15 protein-coding genes are annotated in these 20,270 nt (G+C 48.9%); 13 read left to right on the forward strand and 2 right to left on the reverse strand.

The window, feature by feature from the left end; translation table 11 throughout:
- Positions 1-329 (forward strand): transposase (locus PAEAM_RS02500; protein ID WP_165789809.1); only part of this gene is annotated, 329 nt, incomplete at its 5' end.
- Between the two features lie 593 nt (positions 330-922).
- Here PAEAM_RS02500 and PAEAM_RS02505 read toward each other — a convergent pair.
- Both PAEAM_RS02505 and PAEAM_RS02510 read right to left on the reverse strand, forming a co-directional pair.
- Positions 923-2,695 (reverse strand): alpha-glycosidase, encoded by a 1,773-nt coding sequence (locus tag PAEAM_RS02505; protein ID WP_100526511.1) that lies wholly within the window; start codon positions 2,693-2,695, stop codon positions 923-925.
- Between the two features lie 223 nt (positions 2,696-2,918).
- The gene (locus PAEAM_RS02510; RefSeq protein WP_047841757.1) at positions 2,919-3,500 is read right to left on the reverse strand and encodes a hypothetical protein; all 582 of its coding nucleotides are present in this window, start codon (positions 3,498-3,500) and stop codon (positions 2,919-2,921) included.
- A gap of 425 nt (positions 3,501-3,925) precedes the next feature.
- Between PAEAM_RS02510 and PAEAM_RS02515 the strand changes: the two genes are divergently transcribed.
- From PAEAM_RS02515 to PAEAM_RS02570, 12 genes are all read left to right on the forward strand, one after another.
- A complete protein-coding gene (locus PAEAM_RS02515; protein ID WP_100526512.1) occupies positions 3,926-4,939 on the forward strand; it encodes an ABC transporter substrate-binding protein in 1,014 nt (337 codons plus the stop codon).
- A 97-nt stretch (positions 4,940-5,036) separates the two neighbouring features.
- Complete coding sequence (locus PAEAM_RS02520; protein ID WP_100526513.1) at positions 5,037-6,050, forward strand: FecCD family ABC transporter permease; 1,014 nt, start codon at positions 5,037-5,039, stop codon at positions 6,048-6,050.
- Positions 6,047-7,090: a FecCD family ABC transporter permease gene (locus PAEAM_RS02525; RefSeq protein ID WP_100526514.1), complete on the forward strand. Its 1,044-nt coding sequence runs from the start codon at positions 6,047-6,049 to the stop codon at positions 7,088-7,090. Before PAEAM_RS02520 ends, PAEAM_RS02525 begins: the two co-directional genes overlap by 4 nt.
- A gap of 13 nt (positions 7,091-7,103) precedes the next feature.
- Positions 7,104-7,925: an ABC transporter ATP-binding protein gene (locus PAEAM_RS02530; RefSeq protein WP_100526515.1), complete on the forward strand. Its 822-nt coding sequence runs from the start codon at positions 7,104-7,106 to the stop codon at positions 7,923-7,925.
- Between the two features lie 542 nt (positions 7,926-8,467).
- The gene (locus PAEAM_RS02535) at positions 8,468-9,478 is read left to right on the forward strand and encodes an ATP-grasp domain-containing protein (protein ID WP_100526516.1); all 1,011 of its coding nucleotides are present in this window, start codon (positions 8,468-8,470) and stop codon (positions 9,476-9,478) included.
- Positions 9,479-9,657: 179 nt separating this feature from the next.
- Entirely contained in the window at positions 9,658-11,013 is a 1,356-nt protein-coding gene (locus PAEAM_RS02540) for a diaminobutyrate--2-oxoglutarate transaminase (RefSeq protein WP_100526517.1), read from the forward strand.
- Positions 11,014-11,024: 11 nt separating this feature from the next.
- Positions 11,025-12,440, forward strand: coding sequence for an MFS transporter (locus tag PAEAM_RS02545; protein WP_243391244.1), 1,416 nt, complete (start codon positions 11,025-11,027; stop codon positions 12,438-12,440).
- Positions 12,418-14,205 (forward strand): IucA/IucC family protein, encoded by a 1,788-nt coding sequence (locus PAEAM_RS02550; RefSeq protein ID WP_243391249.1) that lies wholly within the window; start codon positions 12,418-12,420, stop codon positions 14,203-14,205. Before PAEAM_RS02545 ends, PAEAM_RS02550 begins: the two co-directional genes overlap by 23 nt.
- Positions 14,180-16,159, forward strand: coding sequence for an IucA/IucC family protein (locus PAEAM_RS02555; RefSeq protein ID WP_100526520.1), 1,980 nt, complete (start codon positions 14,180-14,182; stop codon positions 16,157-16,159). Before PAEAM_RS02550 ends, PAEAM_RS02555 begins: the two co-directional genes overlap by 26 nt.
- Positions 16,156-16,932 carry an HpcH/HpaI aldolase family protein gene (locus PAEAM_RS02560; protein ID WP_100526521.1) on the forward strand — a complete coding sequence of 259 codons (777 nt, stop codon included), beginning with the start codon at positions 16,156-16,158 and terminating at the stop codon, positions 16,930-16,932. The genes PAEAM_RS02555 and PAEAM_RS02560 overlap by 4 nt, the downstream gene beginning before the upstream one ends.
- The gene (locus PAEAM_RS02565; RefSeq protein ID WP_100526522.1) at positions 16,929-18,308 is read left to right on the forward strand and encodes a type III PLP-dependent enzyme; all 1,380 of its coding nucleotides are present in this window, start codon (positions 16,929-16,931) and stop codon (positions 18,306-18,308) included. Before PAEAM_RS02560 ends, PAEAM_RS02565 begins: the two co-directional genes overlap by 4 nt.
- On the forward strand, positions 18,268-20,115 hold the full coding sequence (locus PAEAM_RS02570) for an IucA/IucC family protein (protein ID WP_100526523.1): 1,848 nt from the start codon (positions 18,268-18,270) through the stop codon (positions 20,113-20,115). Before PAEAM_RS02565 ends, PAEAM_RS02570 begins: the two co-directional genes overlap by 41 nt.
- The last annotated feature ends 155 nt before the right edge of the window (positions 20,116-20,270 follow it).

The following is a 20,270-nucleotide window of genomic DNA, read 5'->3' on the forward strand; positions in this document are numbered from 1 at the left end:
CGCGTGAGCATTCGTCTGGAGTCCGTACCCAACGAGGCTCGCTCACCAAAGCGGGAAATGGACGATTGCGTCGCACCTTGATTGAATCGGCATGGAGTTACCGCCATCGGCCTGCGATTAAAGGGGACTTGGCCCGCCGTTTGGAAGGTCTGCCTGCGGACATACAGCTCATTTCATGGAAAGCCCAGGAACGGCTGCACCGAAAATTCCGCCGTTTAGTTTATGGATTAAACAAACACAAAAATGTCGCGGTCACCGCGGTGGCCAGGGAACTGACCGGGTTCATTTGGGCGGTCGCCCGAACGTTGGAGCTACCGAACGCTCAGTAATCTGTTATTCATCTTGAAGAGACGGATGGTTTAAAAGGAAAAAGGGGGAAACTCCGGAGCCTTAGGCCCGGGAGTTCATGGAAGGTTCAGGAGAGAATGTGCGAGGTTCGTTTGCACTAGGCTTTTAATGGGCTGAACGTGCGTGGCTAGCTTGTAACAGCTCTCCTTGACGAAGGCATACCATGTGGTAACCAACCCACGGATAGCAGCGTGCCAACCGTCGCTCGCATATGGACTCCCGCGCTTAGGGCTTCGGCGAAAAGCAGCATTTTGTGATGGGCTTGACAAAAACGTTCATAGCAACGAACCTCAAACATCGTATTGAGGGGATAATCAAGAAAAGTAAAACCTAACGAATCTCAGTAACGTTATTGCTTCAAAAATACGGCTTCTGGTCTCGAAAATCGACCTATTGGACGAAATAAGGTCTCTCTGATTCGTTAGGCATTTAACCCGGGTATAATGAAGCGAATAAGGTGTGCTGGGTTTGTTAGAATATGACGTATAAGATACAGAAGAGGCTGTCCTTGGTCGTAAATATGACCTGGAGGACAGCCTCTTTGAAGTTTTTTTCCTTGTTAGCTGTATTCGTATCAGGCCTCAGCTGGTTGTTTCACCTCAAGTTGCATGAGAGAGAATCCGTATGCTTCCAGATCGAGGGTCAGTTTATTTTGCCGAGCTTCCACGGTGTTTGATGTGAACAGATTTCGCCAGATGCTATGATCTCCCAAGGGGAGTTCAAGGGTGCATGGTTCATCACCCGCATTAAGAACAAGAAGCATGCGCTCTCCCGTATGCGAATCCAATCGTTCGATGGCAAGACAAGGGTCTCCGGCTTTTGCATATACAATCTTCAGTTCCGTGCTGCGCAGGGCAGGGTGCTCTTTACGAAGGGCAATGGTACGGGTGAAGAATTCCAGAAGCTCGCGATTCTGCTTGGACTCATCCCACTCCATACACTTGCGGCAACCCGGATCATATCCTCCATCAAGTCCCACTTCGTCTCCATAATAGATACATGGCACACCTGGATACGTAAGCAGTAACGTAACGGCAAGTTTCATCTTGCGCTCGTCTCCATCACATAAGGTCAGCAGTCTGGGGGTATCATGACTTCCGAGCAGATTGAAGGCCGCTTCGGTCACAGGTTGTGAATAGGCTGCGAGCAGTTTGCCGATCTCATTTGCGAATCCAAGTCCATCGAGCTTGCCATGCACCGTGTAGTCCAATACCGAATTGGTAAACGGATAATTCATCACGGCATCGAACTGGTCTCCCTGAAGCCACATGAGCGAATCATGCCAGATCTCGCCGAGCAGATAGGCGTCAGGTTTGATGGCTTTTACCGTCTGACGGAATTCGCGCCAGAACTGATGATCCACCTCATTCGCCACATCAAGCCTCCATCCGTCAATGTCCATCTCCTCAATCCAGAAACGTCCTACCTCTAATAGGTATGCCTTCACTTCAGGGTGTTCCGTGTTCAGTTTCGGCATGAGCGGTTCAAAAGCAAAGGTATCATAAGTTGGTATGCCATCCTCCACACGCGGCGGCCAGTCCTTGATATAGAACCAATCTGCGTAGGGGGAAGAGGGACCATTCTTCATGACATCGACAAAAGGAGGGAACTCTCTGCCGGAATGATTGAATACCGCATCCAGAACAACGCGTATGCCGCGCTGATGACAGGCATCCACGAACGCCTTGAACTGTTCATTGGTTCCAAAGTGAGGATCAACCTTCATGTAATCGCCTGTATTGTATTTGTGATTCGTCGTGGCCTCGAACAGCGGACAAAAGTAGATGGCATTGATGCCAAGCTGACTTATATGATCCAGATGATCCAGCACACCTTGGAGATCGCCGCCGAAGAAGTTCACCGGTGTAGGTTCTCCTCCCCAGGGTTCAGCATTTTTGGGACTGAGGGATGGATCGCCATTGGCATAACGTTCAGGGAAAATCTGATAAAACACAGCGTCCTTAACCCAGGCAGGCGGTTCAAAAATGTCGACTGGATTCATAAATGGAAAATCAAAGAATTCGAGCGGATGATCAGGCAACGCCTGCTCGAATCCGCGCTCCGTCATCCAGACCGATTCCTCTCCCTGAATCAATTGGAAACCATACCGTAATCTGCGATAGGGAGGTGAAGTCTCGGCTTCCCAATAATCGAACATTTCATCCCGGGCAAAGATGTGCATGGGGATGTGTGTGATCGTCCGATCCCAGGCATATTTGTCTCCGGTAATGGCAATCACTGCATCCAGATCCCCACGTTTGGACCGAAGTCGCAGGTGCATGGTCGAGCGGTCATAAGCATAAGACCAATTGAGTTTGGGGCGGTGGTAAATGGCTTCAAGAATCATGTAAATCACTCCTCGTCAGATAATGAAATTCAGATAAAAGTGGCCATTAAACGCAAAAAAGGCACAACCTCTATTGTTCACGAGGTTGTACCTTTCGGCAGCATAGCCTTTTGATTATAGTGCTATTATACGAACTAACGCAGCAAAAGAAAACACTTTTTTTCCTTAAATTTCAAATTGTTTTATTCGAAATGTAGGACGCATATCTGCAATTACTGTTTTTTTATAAATCAAATCCAAGTTTATTGGCGTATGCAGAGAATTCTTTGTGAAATTTCTCGATATTTTTCTTGCCGGTAGCAATTTTGGCATTGGCTTGTTTCAGGACAGCGCTGTTTACCGTTGTTTTGGAGACAGATTTTTTAGCGAGTTGGAATCCTTCCAGCTGTGTATAGCTACCTTTGATCAAGTTGGCATGGATTTTTTGCAATTCCGCATTTTGCGGTTTGATCATCTTCAGCTTGGATACATATTTGGTGTAGTTAGGAATCGCTGTATTGGTTAGTTTCAGGAAAACGGACTTGCGATTGGATGATGTGATGTAAAATCCACCTCCCAAAGCATTGAAGGCTCTCTCCTCATATACCGATGCCATATCCAACTGATCAAGGTAGCCCAGGAAATCTTCTTCTTCGACTGTAGGGATCGGTTCTTGTTCTGACGTGTCAATTTCTTCATAGTATTCGTCTTCCGAATATGTAGTGGTTGAGTCATCCGCAGCAGCGGCATAGGACCCTACAGGTGCGAACACCCCGCCGAGCAAGACAAAACTCATAATGATTGATAGTACCCATGATTTCTTCACGTGTTAATATCCCCTATCTATAGATGTGATTTTATTCCAATGGATAATCTAACATAGTACAACAAGAAATTACAGGAATTGTTTTACAGTAAATTCATCAGTCAAACGCATATGAATGAATAATGAGTCACTAGCAAAAAGGACATGTATTAGATGAAACTAAAAGTAAAAAGAGAGATTTGTATATTTCGTAGGTAAGAAAAAAATTACATATATGGTTTGTGTGGAGGCGTATTGTATCGATATATATTGTATTGGTTTAGTTAATTTATCTTTATTTAATGTTGTTTTATGAAGTTACAGAGTTCGACAGGGAGTGAGAAGTTTTTCCAAATAAAATGCTTGTATAATGATTTCATCTCCATTACAATACAATTGATAATGAGATTCAATATCATTTAGATAAAAAAGGGGAGACGGATTTCATGTATAAAGTAAAGAAAAAGCTATACATTTATGCAGCACTTATTCTGATGATTTCATTACTTGCTGGTTGTGCTTCGGGTGGAAGTGCCGAGACAACGAATACGTCCAGCCAAGCTACAAGCAGCAATGAGAGCAATAATGAAAGTGATACAACTGCCAGTGCGACTGAAGATCAGACCCGAGTGATCAAACATGCCATGGGCGAAACCACAATCAAGGGAACCCCGCAAAAGATCGTGACACTGTTCCAGGGTGCGAATGATGTCGTTGTTGCACTTGGCGTGAAACCGACAGGCGTGGTGGAATCCTGGGTTCAGCAGCCAGTCTATGAATATCTGAGAGCAGATCTGGACGGAGTTCCACAAGTAGGACAGGAATCGCAGCCCAATCTGGAAGAGATCAACAAATTGAAACCCGACTTGATTATTGCTACGAAGATCAGACATGAAGAGATCTATGAGCAACTGTCGCAGATCGCACCAACGGTAGTGACGGAGACGCTTTTTGACTGGAAAGAAACGGTGAAAACTGTTGGGGAAGCGATGAATAGGGTTGAGCAATCGGATAAATTGTTGTCTGATTGGGATGGCCGTGTAGCTGATTTCAAAGAGAAAATGGGGGATCGTCTGCCAATTGAAGCAACCATCACGAACTTTAGAGCCGATCAAGTTCGTATTTTCTACATGGGATATGCAGGTAAGATTCTGAATGAACTTGGGTTCACCAGACCTGCCGGACATGACGCAGACACATGGGGAGTTGAATTGACTTCCAAAGAAAACATTCCAGATATGAATGCAGACATGATCTTCAACTTCAATTCAGGCACAGAAACAGATGCCATTCAGAAAAATTATGATGATTGGACCAGCAGTCCACTGTGGAAAAACCTTGATGCAGTCAAAAACAACCAACTGGTTCAGGTCGATGAAGTGGCCTGGAACATGGCAGGTGGAAACACATCGGCCAACATGATGCTGGACGATCTATATAAGCAGTTCAACCTGAACTAACGAACAGGAGGAGGACCTGCCATGCACCAGAACATTCGTTAACGAAGTGTATGGGCAGGCAGGTCTTTTGTCATTTTACAGATGAAAGAGTGAGAGTATGTTTCCCCTTTTTACAAAGGCAAGTGCCAAGATTTATGGACTGGTGGGTTTATTCATATTACTTCTGCTTGCTTGCCTAGCCAGCATGATTCTGGGACGTACGCATATCACGTTTCAGATGGCATGGGAAGCACTGCAATTCTATGACGAGAGTTCTGTGGAACATGTGGTTCTGCTGACGGAACGGTTGCCACGTACGGTTATTGCTGCTGTTGTGGGAGCAAGTTTGGCCGTGGCGGGTGGGCTGATGCAGGCATTGACACGTAACCCGCTGGCATCGCCGAGTGTGTTCGGAATTAATTCTGGTGCGATCTTTTTTATTGTTATTGCCATTGTTGTATTGTCCGTATCTTCGCTCACTACCATGATGTGGTTTGGTTTTGCAGGGGCTGCTGTAGCCGCGGCAATTGTATATGGGCTAGGTTCCCTCGGTCGTGATGGCCTGACACCGATCAAGATTGTACTGGCGGGGACGGCAATCTCCGCGTTATTTGCCTCGTTCACACAGGCCATTCTGGTGCTGGATGGAACAGGATTGCAGGATGTACTGTTCTGGCTTGCCGGTTCAGTAAGTGGTCGGACGTTGGATATGTTATATCCTGTTCTGCCGTACATGACAGCCGCAGCTATTGTCGCTCTGTTCATGGGTAGAGCCATCAATCTGCTGTTGACGGGTGATGATATCGCCAAAGGCATGGGACAGAATGTACTTCTGGTCAAGGTGCTCATGGGAATTGTTACGGTGTTGCTCGCGGGTGGTTCGGTTGCCGTAGCCGGTTCGATCGGGCTGGTCGGTCTGGTTGTCCCGCATATCATGCGTGCACTGGTGGGCAATGATTACCGCTGGCTCGTTCCTTACTCTATTGTAGGGGGAGCGATTCTGCTGCTGTCCGCGGATGTGGTTGCAAGATTGGTGATCATGCCGCAGGAAGTTCCACTCGGTGTCATGACTGCACTGATTGGCGGACCCTTCTTCGTGTACATTGCCCGTAAGGGGGTGACGAAGATATGAGGAAGCAGTTGACTTTCCGCAACAAAAAAGACACCGTCTCGGTGCAAATGGAACGAAAATCACTGGTTGTCATCGGTGTATGTATCCTCTTGTTCCTGATGGCAGGAGTGGTCGGTACCAGTGTAGGAAGTGACTTTATTTCTCCGCTGGATGTGCTCAGAACGATATTTGGTCTGAATGCAGGAGAGCATGACTTCGTCGTGCTGACCTTAAGACTGCCACGGGTGTTATTATCTCTGCTCGTAGGAGCAGCCCTCGGTATGTCAGGCGCACTTCTGCAAGGCATTATCCGTAATCCGCTGGCCTCACCGGATGTCATCGGCATCACCGGCGGCGCGGCCGTTGCAGCTGTAGGTTTTGTTACGCTGTTAGGTGGAGCGGTAAGTATCAAGTTGTTGCCATTGTTCGCCATCGCTGGCGCAATTGTGACGGCTTTGATCATCTATGTGCTTGCCTGGAAAAAGGGAGTCAGTCCGATCCGCCTGGTGCTGATCGGGATTGGAGTGTCAGCCATTACCGGAGCTGGAACGACCTTTATGCTGATCCTGAGTCCATTCTACACGGCAGGTCAAGCCTATATCTGGCTGACAGGAAGTATATACGGAGCATCGTGGACCGATGTCCGAACGATTTTACCGGTTATCGTAATTGTTATACCGCTGGCGATCTGGTTCGCCCGTAGCCTGAATGCACAGGAGTTCGGGGATGATCTGGCCACAGGGCTGGGTGTAACTGTACAGCGGCATCGTTCAGCGTTGTTGTTATGCAGTGTACTGCTGGCGGGAATCGCCGTTGCGGTTGCCGGAACCATTGGTTTTGTAGGCCTGATCGCTCCACATATTGCCCGAAAGCTGGTTGGACGGATGTTTGGCAGTATGCTGATTGTGTCTGGACTGGTTGGTGCTCTGCTTGTATTTGTGGCAGATCTGATTGCCCGCACTGCCTTTCTACCGCTGGATGTTCCCGCAGGGGTATTCACCGCAGGCGTAGGCGCACCATTTTTCCTGTATTTGTTGTTCAAGAATCGAAATCAGTTTTGAGGAGGAGAGAGCTGTGAGTATTCTGGAAGCCAAGGAGCTTACGATCTCCTATGGAGCAGATCCCATTATTGAAAATTTGAACCTGACCATTCCCAAGGGACAGATTACCGTCCTCATTGGCAGCAACGGCTGTGGCAAATCTACGCTGCTGCGTACGATGGCCCGGTTGCTGAAATCCAGCTCCGGTTCGGTGCTGCTGGATGGCGAAGAGATTGCAAAGCTGCCGACCAAGGAGATTTCAAGGCGCATGTCCATCTTGCCGCAGGGTCCGACCGCTCCAGAAGGATTGACAGTGAACCAACTGGTCAAGCAAGGACGTTATCCACATCAAACATGGCTGAAGCAATGGTCACGAGAGGATGAGCGTATGGTCAAGCTGGCACTGGAGTCCACACATCTGACAGAACTCGCTGATCGACCTGTGGATGCATTGTCCGGTGGACAGCGTCAGCGTGCCTGGATTGCGATGACACTTGCGCAGGGTACCGAAACGCTGCTATTGGATGAACCTACAACCTATCTGGATATGACACATCAGATTGATATCCTCGATCTGTTGTTTGAGTTGAACGAACGGGAAGGACGCACGATTGTTATGGTACTTCATGATCTGAATCTGGCATGTCGTTATGCGCATCACATTGTGGCTGTTCACAACAAGTCGATCTACGCAGAAGGCAAACCGGAAGATATTGTTACACAGGACATGGTCCGTAAAGTCTTCCAGATGGAGTGTGAGATTGCGGTTGATCCACTGTTTGGCACACCAACCTGTATCCCGCATGGAAGGGGAAGGAAGCTGAATGGAGAACAGCGTTATACACAACTGGCTTGAGGATCAAAAAGTCCGTTTTTGATTCGTTCAATAGTTATTCAAAACTCTACATCGACTCCATTGTATGATCATGCAGATGACAAATTAGGCAAGCCGTTGGTAAAACCATGTCCCAGGCTTGCCTGGTTTGTTGTGCCTATTATTCGATAAAAGCATACCTGCATCGACTCAAACCCACACTAATTTAAATCTTATTTTTCCTTAAAAGTTTATTATTGACAATATAGCTCGAATTGCCATAAAATAGATTTTATATGATATTGATAATCATTATCAATATTGAATTACAATAAAAATTGATGAACGTATGAGCAATATAAGTTGAATTAATCATTTACATGCAACGGAGAGGACAGAAAAAACCTGAAAAAGCGAAGCGTTCGCCTTTATCCCCGGATTTTTCCCTTGAGAAAAGGGAATCAAAAAAATCTGGGGATAACAGCGATTAGAAGGTTGTTCTGTCATTGTAGTGTCAGCGTAAATAATCTTTAATTCAACTTATATAGGAGCGAGTACCTTCATTCGATCGAGGAGGATTTTCAGTGTTTCCGAAAGGGATTCATAATCTGCAAAACCGACTCATTATAAGCAAAGCGAGAGAAATGGGCATTACCTGTGAGCCACTTCTTGAGGGATGCGAAGATTTCCTGAAGCTGTCTGTAGGGGACCAAGAGATCATCATTAACAAAACCAGATCTCATCGTCTGCCGTTAATCGCTGGACTGCTCGCGAAGAACAAGCAGGCATGTAATATGTTGCTGCATGAACAGGGAATGCCTGTACCATCATTTATCGTGATCCCAGAGTTGGGAAGCGAAGCAGTAGCTTTTCTGAATAGATACGGCTCTATTGTAGTGAAACCGCTAGATGCGAGCAGCAGCATGGGCGTGACGCTGGATGTGCGTACTGAAGAAGAACTGGAGACAGCCATTCATCTTGCGAGTGTCCACGGCAGCAGCATTATGTTACAGCAATATGTGACCGGGATTGATTACAGAGTGCTGATCATCAACGGAGAAGTGGCGGCTGTGAACCAGTATCGGCCTGTCTATGTCGAGGGAGACGGAACTTCAACTGTTGGGGCATTGATCGAGCAGTTGAATCAGGAACGAATCGAGATGACGCACATTGGGGAGTATGAAGCATTTCCCGAGGTTAATGCAGAAACGGAACGACTGCTGGAGGTATTACATGCACAAGGGACAACACTGGATGAAGTTCCTGCCGCGGGAAAAGAAATCGAGTTATACGATCTCCGCAATTCTGCCGCCGGAAAAATCAGTGAATTCTACAAGGATTGTACCGAAATCATTCATCCCGAAAATGCCCGAATGATCATTCAGGCGGCAAAGACTCTTCAGATCGATGTAGCAGGAGTCGATGTTCGTTGTCGTGATATCCGCACCCCGATCTCCAGAGATCTGGGAGGCATCTTGGAAGTGAACGCCTTGCCAGATCTGACACACCACGTCTTTCCCCATGGTGGAACAACTCGTGATGTGGTTCGGTTATACCTGGAATACCTGTGTCAGGAGCAACCTGAATATAAATGAATATAGCTTATAACAACGTATAGATGACAATATATGACGGATAACAGATAACGGATACCATCATTTAATTCGGACCTCACCATGATTTTGAACCAATACCATGTCATATGCAAAATGTAGAACAAGAATCACAGGCAGCAGGTTCAGCCTGAATCGATTATAAGGAGCGTTAGAGGGCTATGTCAGTAGAGGTGCAGACGGAATATCTGAAGATGCAAAATGAGAAGGAATCCAATGCAAGATCGTACCCCAGACATTTCCCGCTTGTCATTAACAAGGCCCATGGGGTGAAGATTACCGATACGGAAGGCCGCGTATTCTACGACTGCCTGGCTGGGGCAGGAACATTGGCGCTGGGGCATAACCATGACACGGTGGTTAACGCCATTCGCGATGTTCTGGATCAGCAGATTCCGCTTCATACACTGGATTTGGCAACGCCGCTGAAGCTTTCATATATGCAAGAACTGTTTTCCATTCTTCCGGCAGAGATGCGAGACAAAGCCAAAATCCAGTTCTGTGGTCCAACCGGAGCGGATGCAGTAGAAGCAGCCATTAAGCTGGTCAAACATGCAACAGGTGGCAAGTCTATTCTTGCCTTTCAGGGAGGTTATCACGGTTCAACCCAAGCGACGATGTCGATGAGTGGTAATCTGAGCAAGAAACAGCATCTGCAAAGCCTACTGCCGGATGTGCATTTCCTGCCGTTTCCTTATGAATACCGCTGCCCATTTGGTGTTGGTGAAGGCATGACGGCCCAATTAAGCGCTCAGTATATCGAGAATTTGCTCGATGATTGCGAGAGCGGTATTGCCGCACCGTGTGGGGTCATTGTGGAGACGGTGCAGGGTGAAGGCGGGGCGATTCCGGCAGATATCGAATGGCTGAGGGAGCTGCGCCGAATCACGGCAGAGCGAGGCATTCCACTTATCATCGACGAAGTGCAGACAGGCATCGGACGGACAGGGCGAATGTTTTCGTTTGAACATGCCGGGATTGTACCCGATGTAATTGTCTGCTCCAAAGCAGTTGGGGGAAGTTTGCCGATGTCTGTTGTCATCTACAAAGAAGAGCTGGACCAATGGCAGCCTGGTGCACACACAGGCACGTTCCGTGGCAATCAGTTGGCCATGGCAGCGGGACTTGCGACACTTCGTTATATTCGGGAACAGGATGTTCTACACAACGTACATCTGCGCAGTGAGCAGTTCATGAATCAACTGAATGCAATGAAAGAGCGGTATGCAGAGATTGGTGACGTGCGAGGCAGAGGACTGATGATCGGCGTTGAAGTGGTGGATCCAACAGGACGGAAGGATCGTCTGGGACATTATCTGCCTAATGGTGCGCTGGCTGAGTCTATTCAGCGCGAATGTTTCAAGAATGGATTAATTGTAGAACTGGGCGGGCGTCATTCAGCTGTTGTTCGTTTTCTGCCGCCGCTGAATATTACGGAGCAAGAATCGGGTGCAATCCTTGCGATCTTTGAGAAATCGGTAGCTGAAGCGATAGCCTTAGCAACAGCCGCATGCTGAAGCTTTCCCTGATGAAGAGGCATGCAGTATTACTCGCGATTCTGATCGGTGCTTTTTCGCTGGTACTGACCAACAGTGCATTTAACCTGCTGCTGCCTTATTTTGTGCAATATTATCAGATCTCTACGACAGCAGGCGGGTGGATTATCGCGCTGTACATGCTGGCTATGACGTTAACGATGCCGCTGGCTTCCCTGATTGTGGACCGACTGGGGCGTAAGCAGACTTATATGTTGGGGATCAGTATCTATGGACTGTTCTCGGTAGCAGGTGCGTTGTTTTATCACTCCATCGAAGTACTCTTGCTTGTACGTTTTATGCATGGCGTTGCCGCAGGGCTGATGATTCCGTTATCACTTGTGCTGCTGTTTGATGTATACGGACCGGAGGTACGAGGGCGAATTACCGGAGCGTGGGGCTTGCTGCTTATGTTGGCTCCGGCTGCCGGGCCTACGCTGGGTGGATTCATCATTCAGTATGGACGGCTTGAAATGCTGTTCTGGCTCAATGTGCCGTTAGCTGTGTTCTCGTTGATCGGCTGCGGTCGAGTCATTCAAACCTATATCCCTGCCCGTAGGAAAAAATGGCATCCATCCAGTGTCATAATGCTGATCTGCGCTGTAGGTGCCCTTAGTCTGGGGGTACAGTTGTACGCAAGTCCTGTCGTGGCAGTATGGGTACCTTGGATGCTGATTGCGCTCGGTGTGGTGCTGCTCATTCGTTTTGTCCAGACAGAGAACGGTCGCAAGGAACCGCTGATCCGGTACCAGTTGATGCGGCGTAATGCCGTCTTTCCGCTGACCGTGCTGATCTCGACCATTCAGGATTGTGTCATGTTTGGCGTGATCTTTGCATTGCCACTATTGTTCCAGGACGTCTTCCACCTGTCACCGGCCCTGTCCGGTGCACTGTTCATTCCCTTATCGATCTGTACAAGTCTGTTCATGTGGATTGGCGGCAGCTTGCTGGATCGCGGTCGGTCCATACATTTTATCGCATGGGGGACGTTGCTGGTGTCGATATCGATCTTGTCGTTTGCGGTTCTGCCCCTGGGAGCATCGATCTGGATCATAGGGATGCTCATGGCATGCCGGGGAATTGGCGTTGGCCTGTCAGGTATGAGCATCTCTGCGATTGGTCTGCAAGCATTAGCAGACGAAGACATGCACGAAGGGTCGGTGTTATCAACCACGATTGAGCGGCTGGCTTCTTCGTTTGCGGTGATGGGCTTGACCCTGTATTACGATATGCGTTGGCAATGGCTTGCCGGGGCAGGAACGTCCATGGAGATGGCAAAATGGGGAGCACTTAAAGAGATCTGTATCGGACTTGGCTGCGCCATACTGCTTACATTTCCCCTGGTCTTACTTATAACCCGAAAGAAGGTTGGCATCATTGTTCGAGATGGAAAACAAGCTCCGGTCTGAGGCTGAGCAGCAGGCCCATGAACATTCGTGCAAGCTGCTGCTGAACTGTTACATACGTGAGCTTGCGCTAGAGAAGGAAACCGCTATTCGGATCAATCCAAATACGCTGTCGTACACTGTTGCTTTTCAAGCTAGTAGGGTGAAGGTGACAGGACGCTTGTCTTATTACTCTGCCATGGGGGAGCACGAATACCTCAGCATGGAATCTGGCGGGGAAGCGGTTCATTATGGCGACCTGGTACGTTGGATCACATCTGAGCTAAGTGGAAATGGGGAACAGGGAGCGAGTTCGGATCAACATGGAATGAAGAAAAGTGTGATGGAAATGAAGCGTTCACTTGAGCTGGAGAATGTACATCCAATGGGTGAGAATACGAATCGCGTAGAGCTGGCGTATGCCAGAGATTTTGCACAAAAGGTAGATAACAGTGTCGGTAACCTTACGTTGTATATCGAACAAGCAGCCGGTCTCGACATCCACGACTATCGCACATCCGAACAGTCACTGTTGTATGGTCATCCGTTCCATCCGTTCCCGAAGAATTCCAAAGGCTTCAGCGAGCAGGATGTTCAGAAGTACAGTCCGGAGTTACGGACATCCTTTCAACTCTGTTATATCGCCGTGAGGCAGGATGTCTACGTGCAGGAATGGGTCGATGACGAGGCGGCAATGGATTTGCAAGACCTCCTGTGGAGCCATGTGGAGCCTATTTTAAAAGAAAAGAGTGAAATGTATGGGCTGCTGCCTGTCCATCCATGGCAATACACGTACATATCCCGGTTGACCGAGATACAGTCCTATTTTCGAGATGAAAAACTAATCCTGCTCGGCAGTGCGGGGCCAATCGTCTATCCAACTTCTTCGGTCCGTACGGTCTATGTTCCCGAATGGAACTGCAATATCAAGCTGTCACTGAATATGCAGATCACCAACATGATTCGCACCAACAGTGCTGAGCAGATGCGCAGAACACTGGATGCCTCCAAGTACGTCAGGCAGCATGACTGCTTCGTTGCTGAACCGAACACACATATTGCGTATGAGACAGGCGTAGCGACCTGTGCTTTTGAAGATGAAGAGTTAACCAGTCTGTTTACGATAGCTTATCGACCCATTGAGTTTGATGTTGAGAATACGTATGTCTTATCCAGTCTGGTTGAAGCACCGCTTCCCAGGATGCGGTCGAGACTGATGACCATGCTGGGTGGTGGACGAGACATTGCCGAGCGTTGGTTGGAACGATATCTGGCATGTTCTCTGCTGCCGATTGTACGGGCGGCGGGTGAGAAAGGCATTCATTTTGAAGCCCATTTGCAGAATACCCTTGTGACCTTAAAGGATGGGTTGCCTGTTGAGTTTATCGTCCGCGATCTGGAAGGGGTCAGTGTGGATGAGGAACTTATAAGTGAGCAGGATCGTGCAACGTCCGATTTATTATTTTATTCGCGAGAGAAAGCTTGGGCGCGGACATCGTACTATTTTATCGTCAATCATCTGGGGTCTCTGATTCATGCCATGGCGCGAGATGTGAACGTCCCGGAGGAGCATTTCTGGAAGCAGGTACGTGGGGTACTTGTGGAGGAACTGGAACGAACGGGCAATGCATATGTACAACATCTGCTGATGACGGATGCATTTCTGGCCAAACAAAACTTGGTGAGTTGTGTAAGAGGGATTAGCCAGACCCCGGATTACGTGCCGGTGAGCAATGTAATGAAACGAATAGGGAGTGAAGTGCATGGGAGTCGTGGGATACAGGGCTGAAGCAGGCGGCAGGACAGAAGCAGTCTACGTGGGTGTACAGGAACGGATCATGCGGCAGACACTGGAGGCAATGTGGTTCGAAGGCATTCTGGACAGTCATGTAAGTGGGAGCGAATGGCGAACCAGCGGCCTCACATCTTCCGGCGATTCTGTGGCGTACACGTGTGAAGCTGAACGGAAGTTTTCATTTGGCCGGGTGAAGGTGAAGAAGGGTTCGATTCAAAGGGAAGGCGTACTCTGCACCGATCTGGATCTGTTTTTGGAGGAAATTGTGCTGAACGCTTTGAAGGGTGCAAATGTCACGGCTTTTATCCAGGAACTGCTCGAAACGATGGCAAAGGACAGCCAGTGCCAAGCTATGTTGCCCTTGAACATTCCGAATGAAGATCGACATTATGATGCGCTCGAAAGTCATATGACCGACGGTCATCTGTACCACCCGAGTTATAAGTCGAGACTGGGATTTTCTCTGAAAGACAATCTGGCCTATGGCCCTGAATTTAACTCGGAGGTTTCATTAGTCTGGGTAGCTGTGAAAAAAGAATTTGCTCAGACCGCTGTATCCGCGGGTTATAGCTCGGAAGAACTGGTGGTGCAACATCTAACAGCAGAGGATATGCAACGATTTCAACAGATCCTACAACAACAAGGTCGTACGGACACGGGCGAGAACGTCAAGGCATATGCGGCGAGTGCAGATCAGCTTGGGAGCAGTGCCAAGGTTGGTGAAATAACAGCTATTCAAGATAGCTTAATAGGCTCTAGCATTGGTAGCAATGACAGCAAGGTTGATGGGGAAATAGGTTCTGACATTGGTGATCGATATGTATTCATTCCTGTTCATCCATGGCAGTGGGAGCATCAGTTGGAGTCGGTATATGCCCGTCAGCTGATGGATGGGGACATCGTGTACCTCGGCCCATCGTCTTCGCCCTATCGCGCGCAGCAGTCGATCCGTTCACTCTCGAACCGGATGAATCCGGAAGCCCCTTACATCAAACTGGCCCTCAGCATCACCAACACGTCGAGCACACGCATTCTGGCACAGCATACGACCCAGAACGCACCGCTGATCAGCGATTGGCTGGATGAACTTGTTCGTGAAGATGAGCTGTTGCAGCAGGCGCAGTTTGGCATTTTAAAAGAAATCATGGGATTGTCGTTCCGTTATGAGCAGTTGCCTGCAACCCAGTATGGACGTGCCTACGGTACGCTCGGTGCCATCTGGCGGGAGAATGTATCTGTTCATCTGAAGCAAGGTGAGACGGCGTGGCCGCTGAATGCGCTGATGTTGGTGCAGCCGGATGGTGTTCCGTTTATCCAGGATGCTGTAGAACGTCATGGTGTGGAAAAGTGGAGCGAGGCCCTTGTTCGCACAGTTACCCTGCCGATTATTCATTTGCTCTATGCACACGGGATTGCGCTGGAATCTCATGCCCAGAATATCATTTTGGTCCTGGAAGACGATCTGCCGAAACGAATCATTATCAAGGATCTGCATGATGGTGTTCGTTATGTACCAGATCAACTGTTGCACCCGGAACGGGCACCGAAGCTGAACCCAGAACCAGAGACCCACCGCAAGTTCAATCGGTATTCCTTCATCTATGCCGGAGATGTGTCGGAAGTCCGTGACTATACGTATGATGCATTCTTTTTTATCTGCATGACAGATATTGCGCAGGCTTTGGAGAAGTTTGGGTTGTCGGAGGAAGCGTTCTGGCAGCTGTGCGCAGGTGTAATTGTGGATTATCAGAAGCAGCACCCGGAATACGCAGAACGGTTCGTTGCATTTGACCTTTTTGCCGAAGATGCACTGATCGAAGAGATGACCAAGCGCCGTCTGTATGGGGATGGAGAGTTATATTTCCGCAAGGCGAGCAATCCGCTCAAGATATCAAAGGATGTACTTGAATCAAATGGAACACCCGAATTAAAGGGAATCGTCGAATGAGGATTAACACGCTGAAGGAAAAAATTGCACGCAAACAGCCCGTATACGGCCTTTTTGTATCCATACCACATCCGGTCATCATTGAGATGATCGGACATGCGGAATATGACTTTGTCATTATTGATCTGGAACATGCCGCAACATCGATGGAATCGGTGGAAGAGTTGGTCCGTGCGGCGGAACTCGTCGGCCTAACCCCGCTGGTACGTATCTCGAAAGTGGAACGAGCGGAGATTCTGAAAGTGCTGGACTGTGGCGCACAAGGTATCGTCATTCCACATGTCGAGCAACTGGAGCAGGTGGAGGAAGCGGTTCGTCACGCCTACTATCATCCGGTTGGCATGCGGAGCTTGAATAGTGGTCGTCCCGGTGTATTTGGGAAATATCCGCTCACAGAATACATTGAAGAAGCGAACGAACAGGTGATGGTTGTCCCTATGATTGAAAGTGCGGAGGGCGTGCGGCAAAGTACACAGATTCTGTCTCACCCTCAGGTGAGTTTTGTATTGGAAGGAGCGGCTGATCTGTCGCAATCTCTCGGTGTGCCATGGCAGACAGAGCACCCGGATGTGAGACGTGCACTGGATGAATTGCATGCTACCGCTCGGCAGTGCGAAGTACCTTATGCAACGGTCACTAGAGGTGTGGAAGACATGTCGCTCTGGGCTGAGCGGGGAGTACATATTTACGTGCTGGGTGATGATCGGAATACGGCGTTTCGGGCGTATGCCCAAAAACGGAATGACTACAGGAATGCGGGTGGGCAGATATGAAATCTAGTGTATGGCATGCGATAGATGAACTGCAACGCGGAATGGAAGATCCGGTATGTGCTTACGTCTATGATCTGGCTGGCATTCAGGAACAGGTACATCAGATGTTGGACAGCATGCCTGGGAACACAGAATTGTTCTACGCCATCAAGGCGAATCCTGATCCGCGAATCATTGAAGCGTTGCTTCCATTTGTGAAGGGTTTTGAAGTGGCTTCGATTGGAGAGCTACTCAAGGTTAGAGCGGTAAGCCGAGAGGTTCCGATTCTGTTTGGAGGTCCGGGGAAGAAGGAGAGCGAACTGAGGCTAGCCATTGAGCATGGCGTGAGTTACATCCATGTAGAGAGTTTGCTGGAGCTGCGCCGCATCATTGCGATTGCGAAAGAGAGGGCGATGGAGCAGGAGCAGGTGCAGGAGAGCAGGCAGAAGCAAGAATGGGAGCAGAACCCGGAGCAGAGATATACGCAAGCATACGGCGAGGAACTGATGCAAGAGCAGAAGCAAAAACAGAAGCAAGCGCAGGAGGTGCGCATTCTACTCCGAATCAATCTGCGAAGCAGTACGTTACCTCGGACGAAGATTGTCATGGGCGGTGGGCCGAGTCCTTTTGGAATCGATGAAGAGGCGGTGGAAGAAGCCATTGAACTCATTCGTGTGGAAGGCGCGGGTGTGGTTCGGTTAAGCGGGTTCCATTTTCACTCCTTGTCCAACAATATGGATGCAAGGCTACACGCCGAGATGATCGAGTTGTATTTGCAAAAGGTGGAGCAGTGGCAGCACAAGTATGATTTACCTGTGGAAGTGGTGAATGCAGGAGGTGGATTCGGTGTCACGTATGATGGCAGCCCCGGATTCGACTGGCCTTTATTCACATCGTTGCTAGAACAAAGTGAAGCCAGACAACGCCTTGCCTCACGCGGAGGTCGGCTGTATTTTGAATCGGGCCGACTGCTGGTGGCAGACCACGGGTATTACGCAGCAGAGGTTACGGATATCAAAACCTCTCATGATCAGTATTTTGCCGTGTTAAGAGGAGGTACGCACCACAATCGTCTGCCTGCTTCATGGGGTCATAACCATCCGTTTCAGATTATGGAAACGGACCGTTGGAAGCATTCATTTGCCCGGCCAGAGGTAAGAGGTCGTCGAGTCCATATCGTAGGTGAGCTATGCACACCCAAGGATCGCATGCATTCCGATGCGGAGGTAGCGCTGCTGCGCGTGGGAGATATTGTTTTGTTTGAAAAGTCTGGGGCTTATTGCTGGACCATCTCGCATCATGATTTTCTGGGGCATCCGCACCCGGCATTCCATTATCTAACGGAGGACAATAATCATGTCAACACTGATGAAACGTTCCAGTCTGCAAGCCGCTGAACGCCGGATTATGGCGGATCTGATGAATTCATTTTTGGCGGAGCAATTGCTTCCAATGGAGGATCACCCATTCATTGATTTTGCCGAAGCACCTGCACCGTTCCGTCGATTGTACAAGGGATATGACAGCGAAGAGCATAATCATAATGTAGCGTCTCGCTATAGATTGCACACTCAAGGCGTGCTGTGTCTGGTTGAAACTGGAGTAAGACAGGGGACTCAGTGGGTTCAGGGTTCACCGATCTACGAGGAGAAAACGGATGGAAGCTGGGTTCTCCTTGATACTCCGGCAGAAGTTGGACGTGCGGTGTTACAGAGGGCTTTGTCGGATAAGGCCTATGTGCAGCATGGGGTGGCGGAATTCCTGGTTAGTCTGGACATTGCTGTGGAGCAGTATGCTTTGGGCTGGGAACAAGTCCAGTATCTGTCCGCTAACGTCCCGGCTTCTGCGTATGAATGGTTTATCAAGGGGGAGCGCGTTGCGGCATTGCGGGATCGTCCATTTCACCCATCGTCCAAAGCCAAGGTGGGATTCAATGCAGAAGATGTAACACGGTATGCAGCAGAATTCGGGAAGGCGATTTCGCTGCGCTGGGTGGCTATACGGCTGGATGCCGTGCAGCAAGGGTGTGAAGATGGATTGTCCATTTTGGATATGTTAGACGATGTTCAGCGCGGAGTGGTGGAAGCAGAGTTTGCCCGTAAAGGAATCACGTTGGACGAATATCTACCGATGCCTGTTCACCCGTGGCAATTGAAACATGTGATTCTGCCCCGTTTCACTGGGGAGATCGAAGAAGGCAGCATTGTCGTATTGGACATAGAAGTGGGCGACGTACAGGCCACATCCTCTCTGCGCTCGATGGCTCCGTCAATTGAATCCACCCTAATGCTCAAGCTACCGGTTAGTGTGCTGTCTCTGGGGGCTGCTCGTTATCTTCCGGTAGTCAAACTTCTGAATGGTCTTGCTGGAGAACGCATGTTAAGGCAGGCCGTTGCTTGTGACGAGACGTTGAAGGACAAGGTGTATATGTGTGAAGAGCAGAACTGGTGGGGCTTCATGCCAGAATCCATGGGACTGTTCGATGATCATCCCCGCCATCTGGCTGCACAGATTCGTGTGTATCCCACTGAGTTGTTGGGTGATGCTTACAAAGTAATCCCAATGGCCACACTGGGTGTGAATCTGGAAGGGCATCATCTATTAACGGAGATTCTGGGGGATAACCTGAGTAGCACGGATGTCCTCTACTTTTATACCAGCATAGTTACAACGTTTTATGATATCGTGATGCGCCTGTTCAAGGTGGGTGTTGTACCTGAGATTCATGGTCAGAACTGCTGTCTGGTGTTGAAGGATAATGAGGTAAAAGGTCTCTTGTTCCGCGATCATGATTCGGTGCGTTTGCATCAGCCTTATCTGGATAAACATGGCATTGCAGACCCTGCCTATCATATTCGTTCAGGCTACTCGAACAGCCTGTATAACGAGACGATCCAGAAGTTGATTTTCTATGTGCAGTCTTTGGGGACGCAGGTGAATCTGGCTGCGATCATGGAGGCACTTAGCGAAGTGTATCACATCCCGGAAACGAAGTTATGGGAGATCACGGAGCAGGCTTGGAAGGAAGCGCTGCAACATGTGCAGCTTCCCGAATCCGACCGGGCCGCGCTCGCTCATGCGATATTCGAGAGCAGGGAGTGGCCCGTGAAGTTAGTTGTCCGTCCGCTGCTTGAAGCGGATGGGGTGCCTGGTGCGATGCCATCGGGCAAAGGCATAGGGTGGAACCCTTTTTACAAGGGATAGAGGTTGAGTAGTGTTGGTGTAGGAGTGTATAGAGAAGAAGTACGTGCTATAGGATAGAACTAGAAGGTGACTCGTTTGACGGGTTGCCTTTTTGGCTTGTTGTCATCGAAAGTTACTATGCTTGGAGGGAATAAAACGTTCATCATTATGGCTAA

The sequence above is a fragment of the Paenibacillus sp. GM1FR genome, from assembly GCF_002803315.1.
GTDB lineage: Bacteria > Bacillota > Bacilli > Paenibacillales > Paenibacillaceae > Paenibacillus > Paenibacillus amylolyticus.

Bases quoted from the DNA above. Each gene is read 5' to 3' on its own strand.
- PAEAM_RS02505 (WP_100526511.1), bottom strand. From the start codon at position 2,695: ATGATTCTTGAAGCCATTTACCACCGCCCCAAACTCAATTGGTCTTAT.
- PAEAM_RS02515 (WP_100526512.1), top strand. From the start codon at position 3,926: ATGTATAAAGTAAAGAAAAAGCTATACATTTATGCAGCACTTATTCTG.
- PAEAM_RS02520 (WP_100526513.1), top strand. From the start codon at position 5,037: ATGTTTCCCCTTTTTACAAAGGCAAGTGCCAAGATTTATGGACTGGTG.
- PAEAM_RS02525 (WP_100526514.1), top strand. From the start codon at position 6,047: ATGAGGAAGCAGTTGACTTTCCGCAACAAAAAAGACACCGTCTCGGTG.
- PAEAM_RS02540 (WP_100526517.1), top strand. From the start codon at position 9,658: ATGTCAGTAGAGGTGCAGACGGAATATCTGAAGATGCAAAATGAGAAG.
- PAEAM_RS02545 (WP_243391244.1), top strand. From the start codon at position 11,025: ATGAAGAGGCATGCAGTATTACTCGCGATTCTGATCGGTGCTTTTTCG.
- PAEAM_RS02550 (WP_243391249.1), top strand. From the start codon at position 12,418: ATGGAAAACAAGCTCCGGTCTGAGGCTGAGCAGCAGGCCCATGAACAT.
- PAEAM_RS02555 (WP_100526520.1), top strand. From the start codon at position 14,180: ATGGGAGTCGTGGGATACAGGGCTGAAGCAGGCGGCAGGACAGAAGCA.
- PAEAM_RS02560 (WP_100526521.1), top strand. From the start codon at position 16,156: ATGAGGATTAACACGCTGAAGGAAAAAATTGCACGCAAACAGCCCGTA.
- PAEAM_RS02565 (WP_100526522.1), top strand. From the start codon at position 16,929: ATGAAATCTAGTGTATGGCATGCGATAGATGAACTGCAACGCGGAATG.
- PAEAM_RS02570 (WP_100526523.1), top strand. From the start codon at position 18,268: ATGTCAACACTGATGAAACGTTCCAGTCTGCAAGCCGCTGAACGCCGG.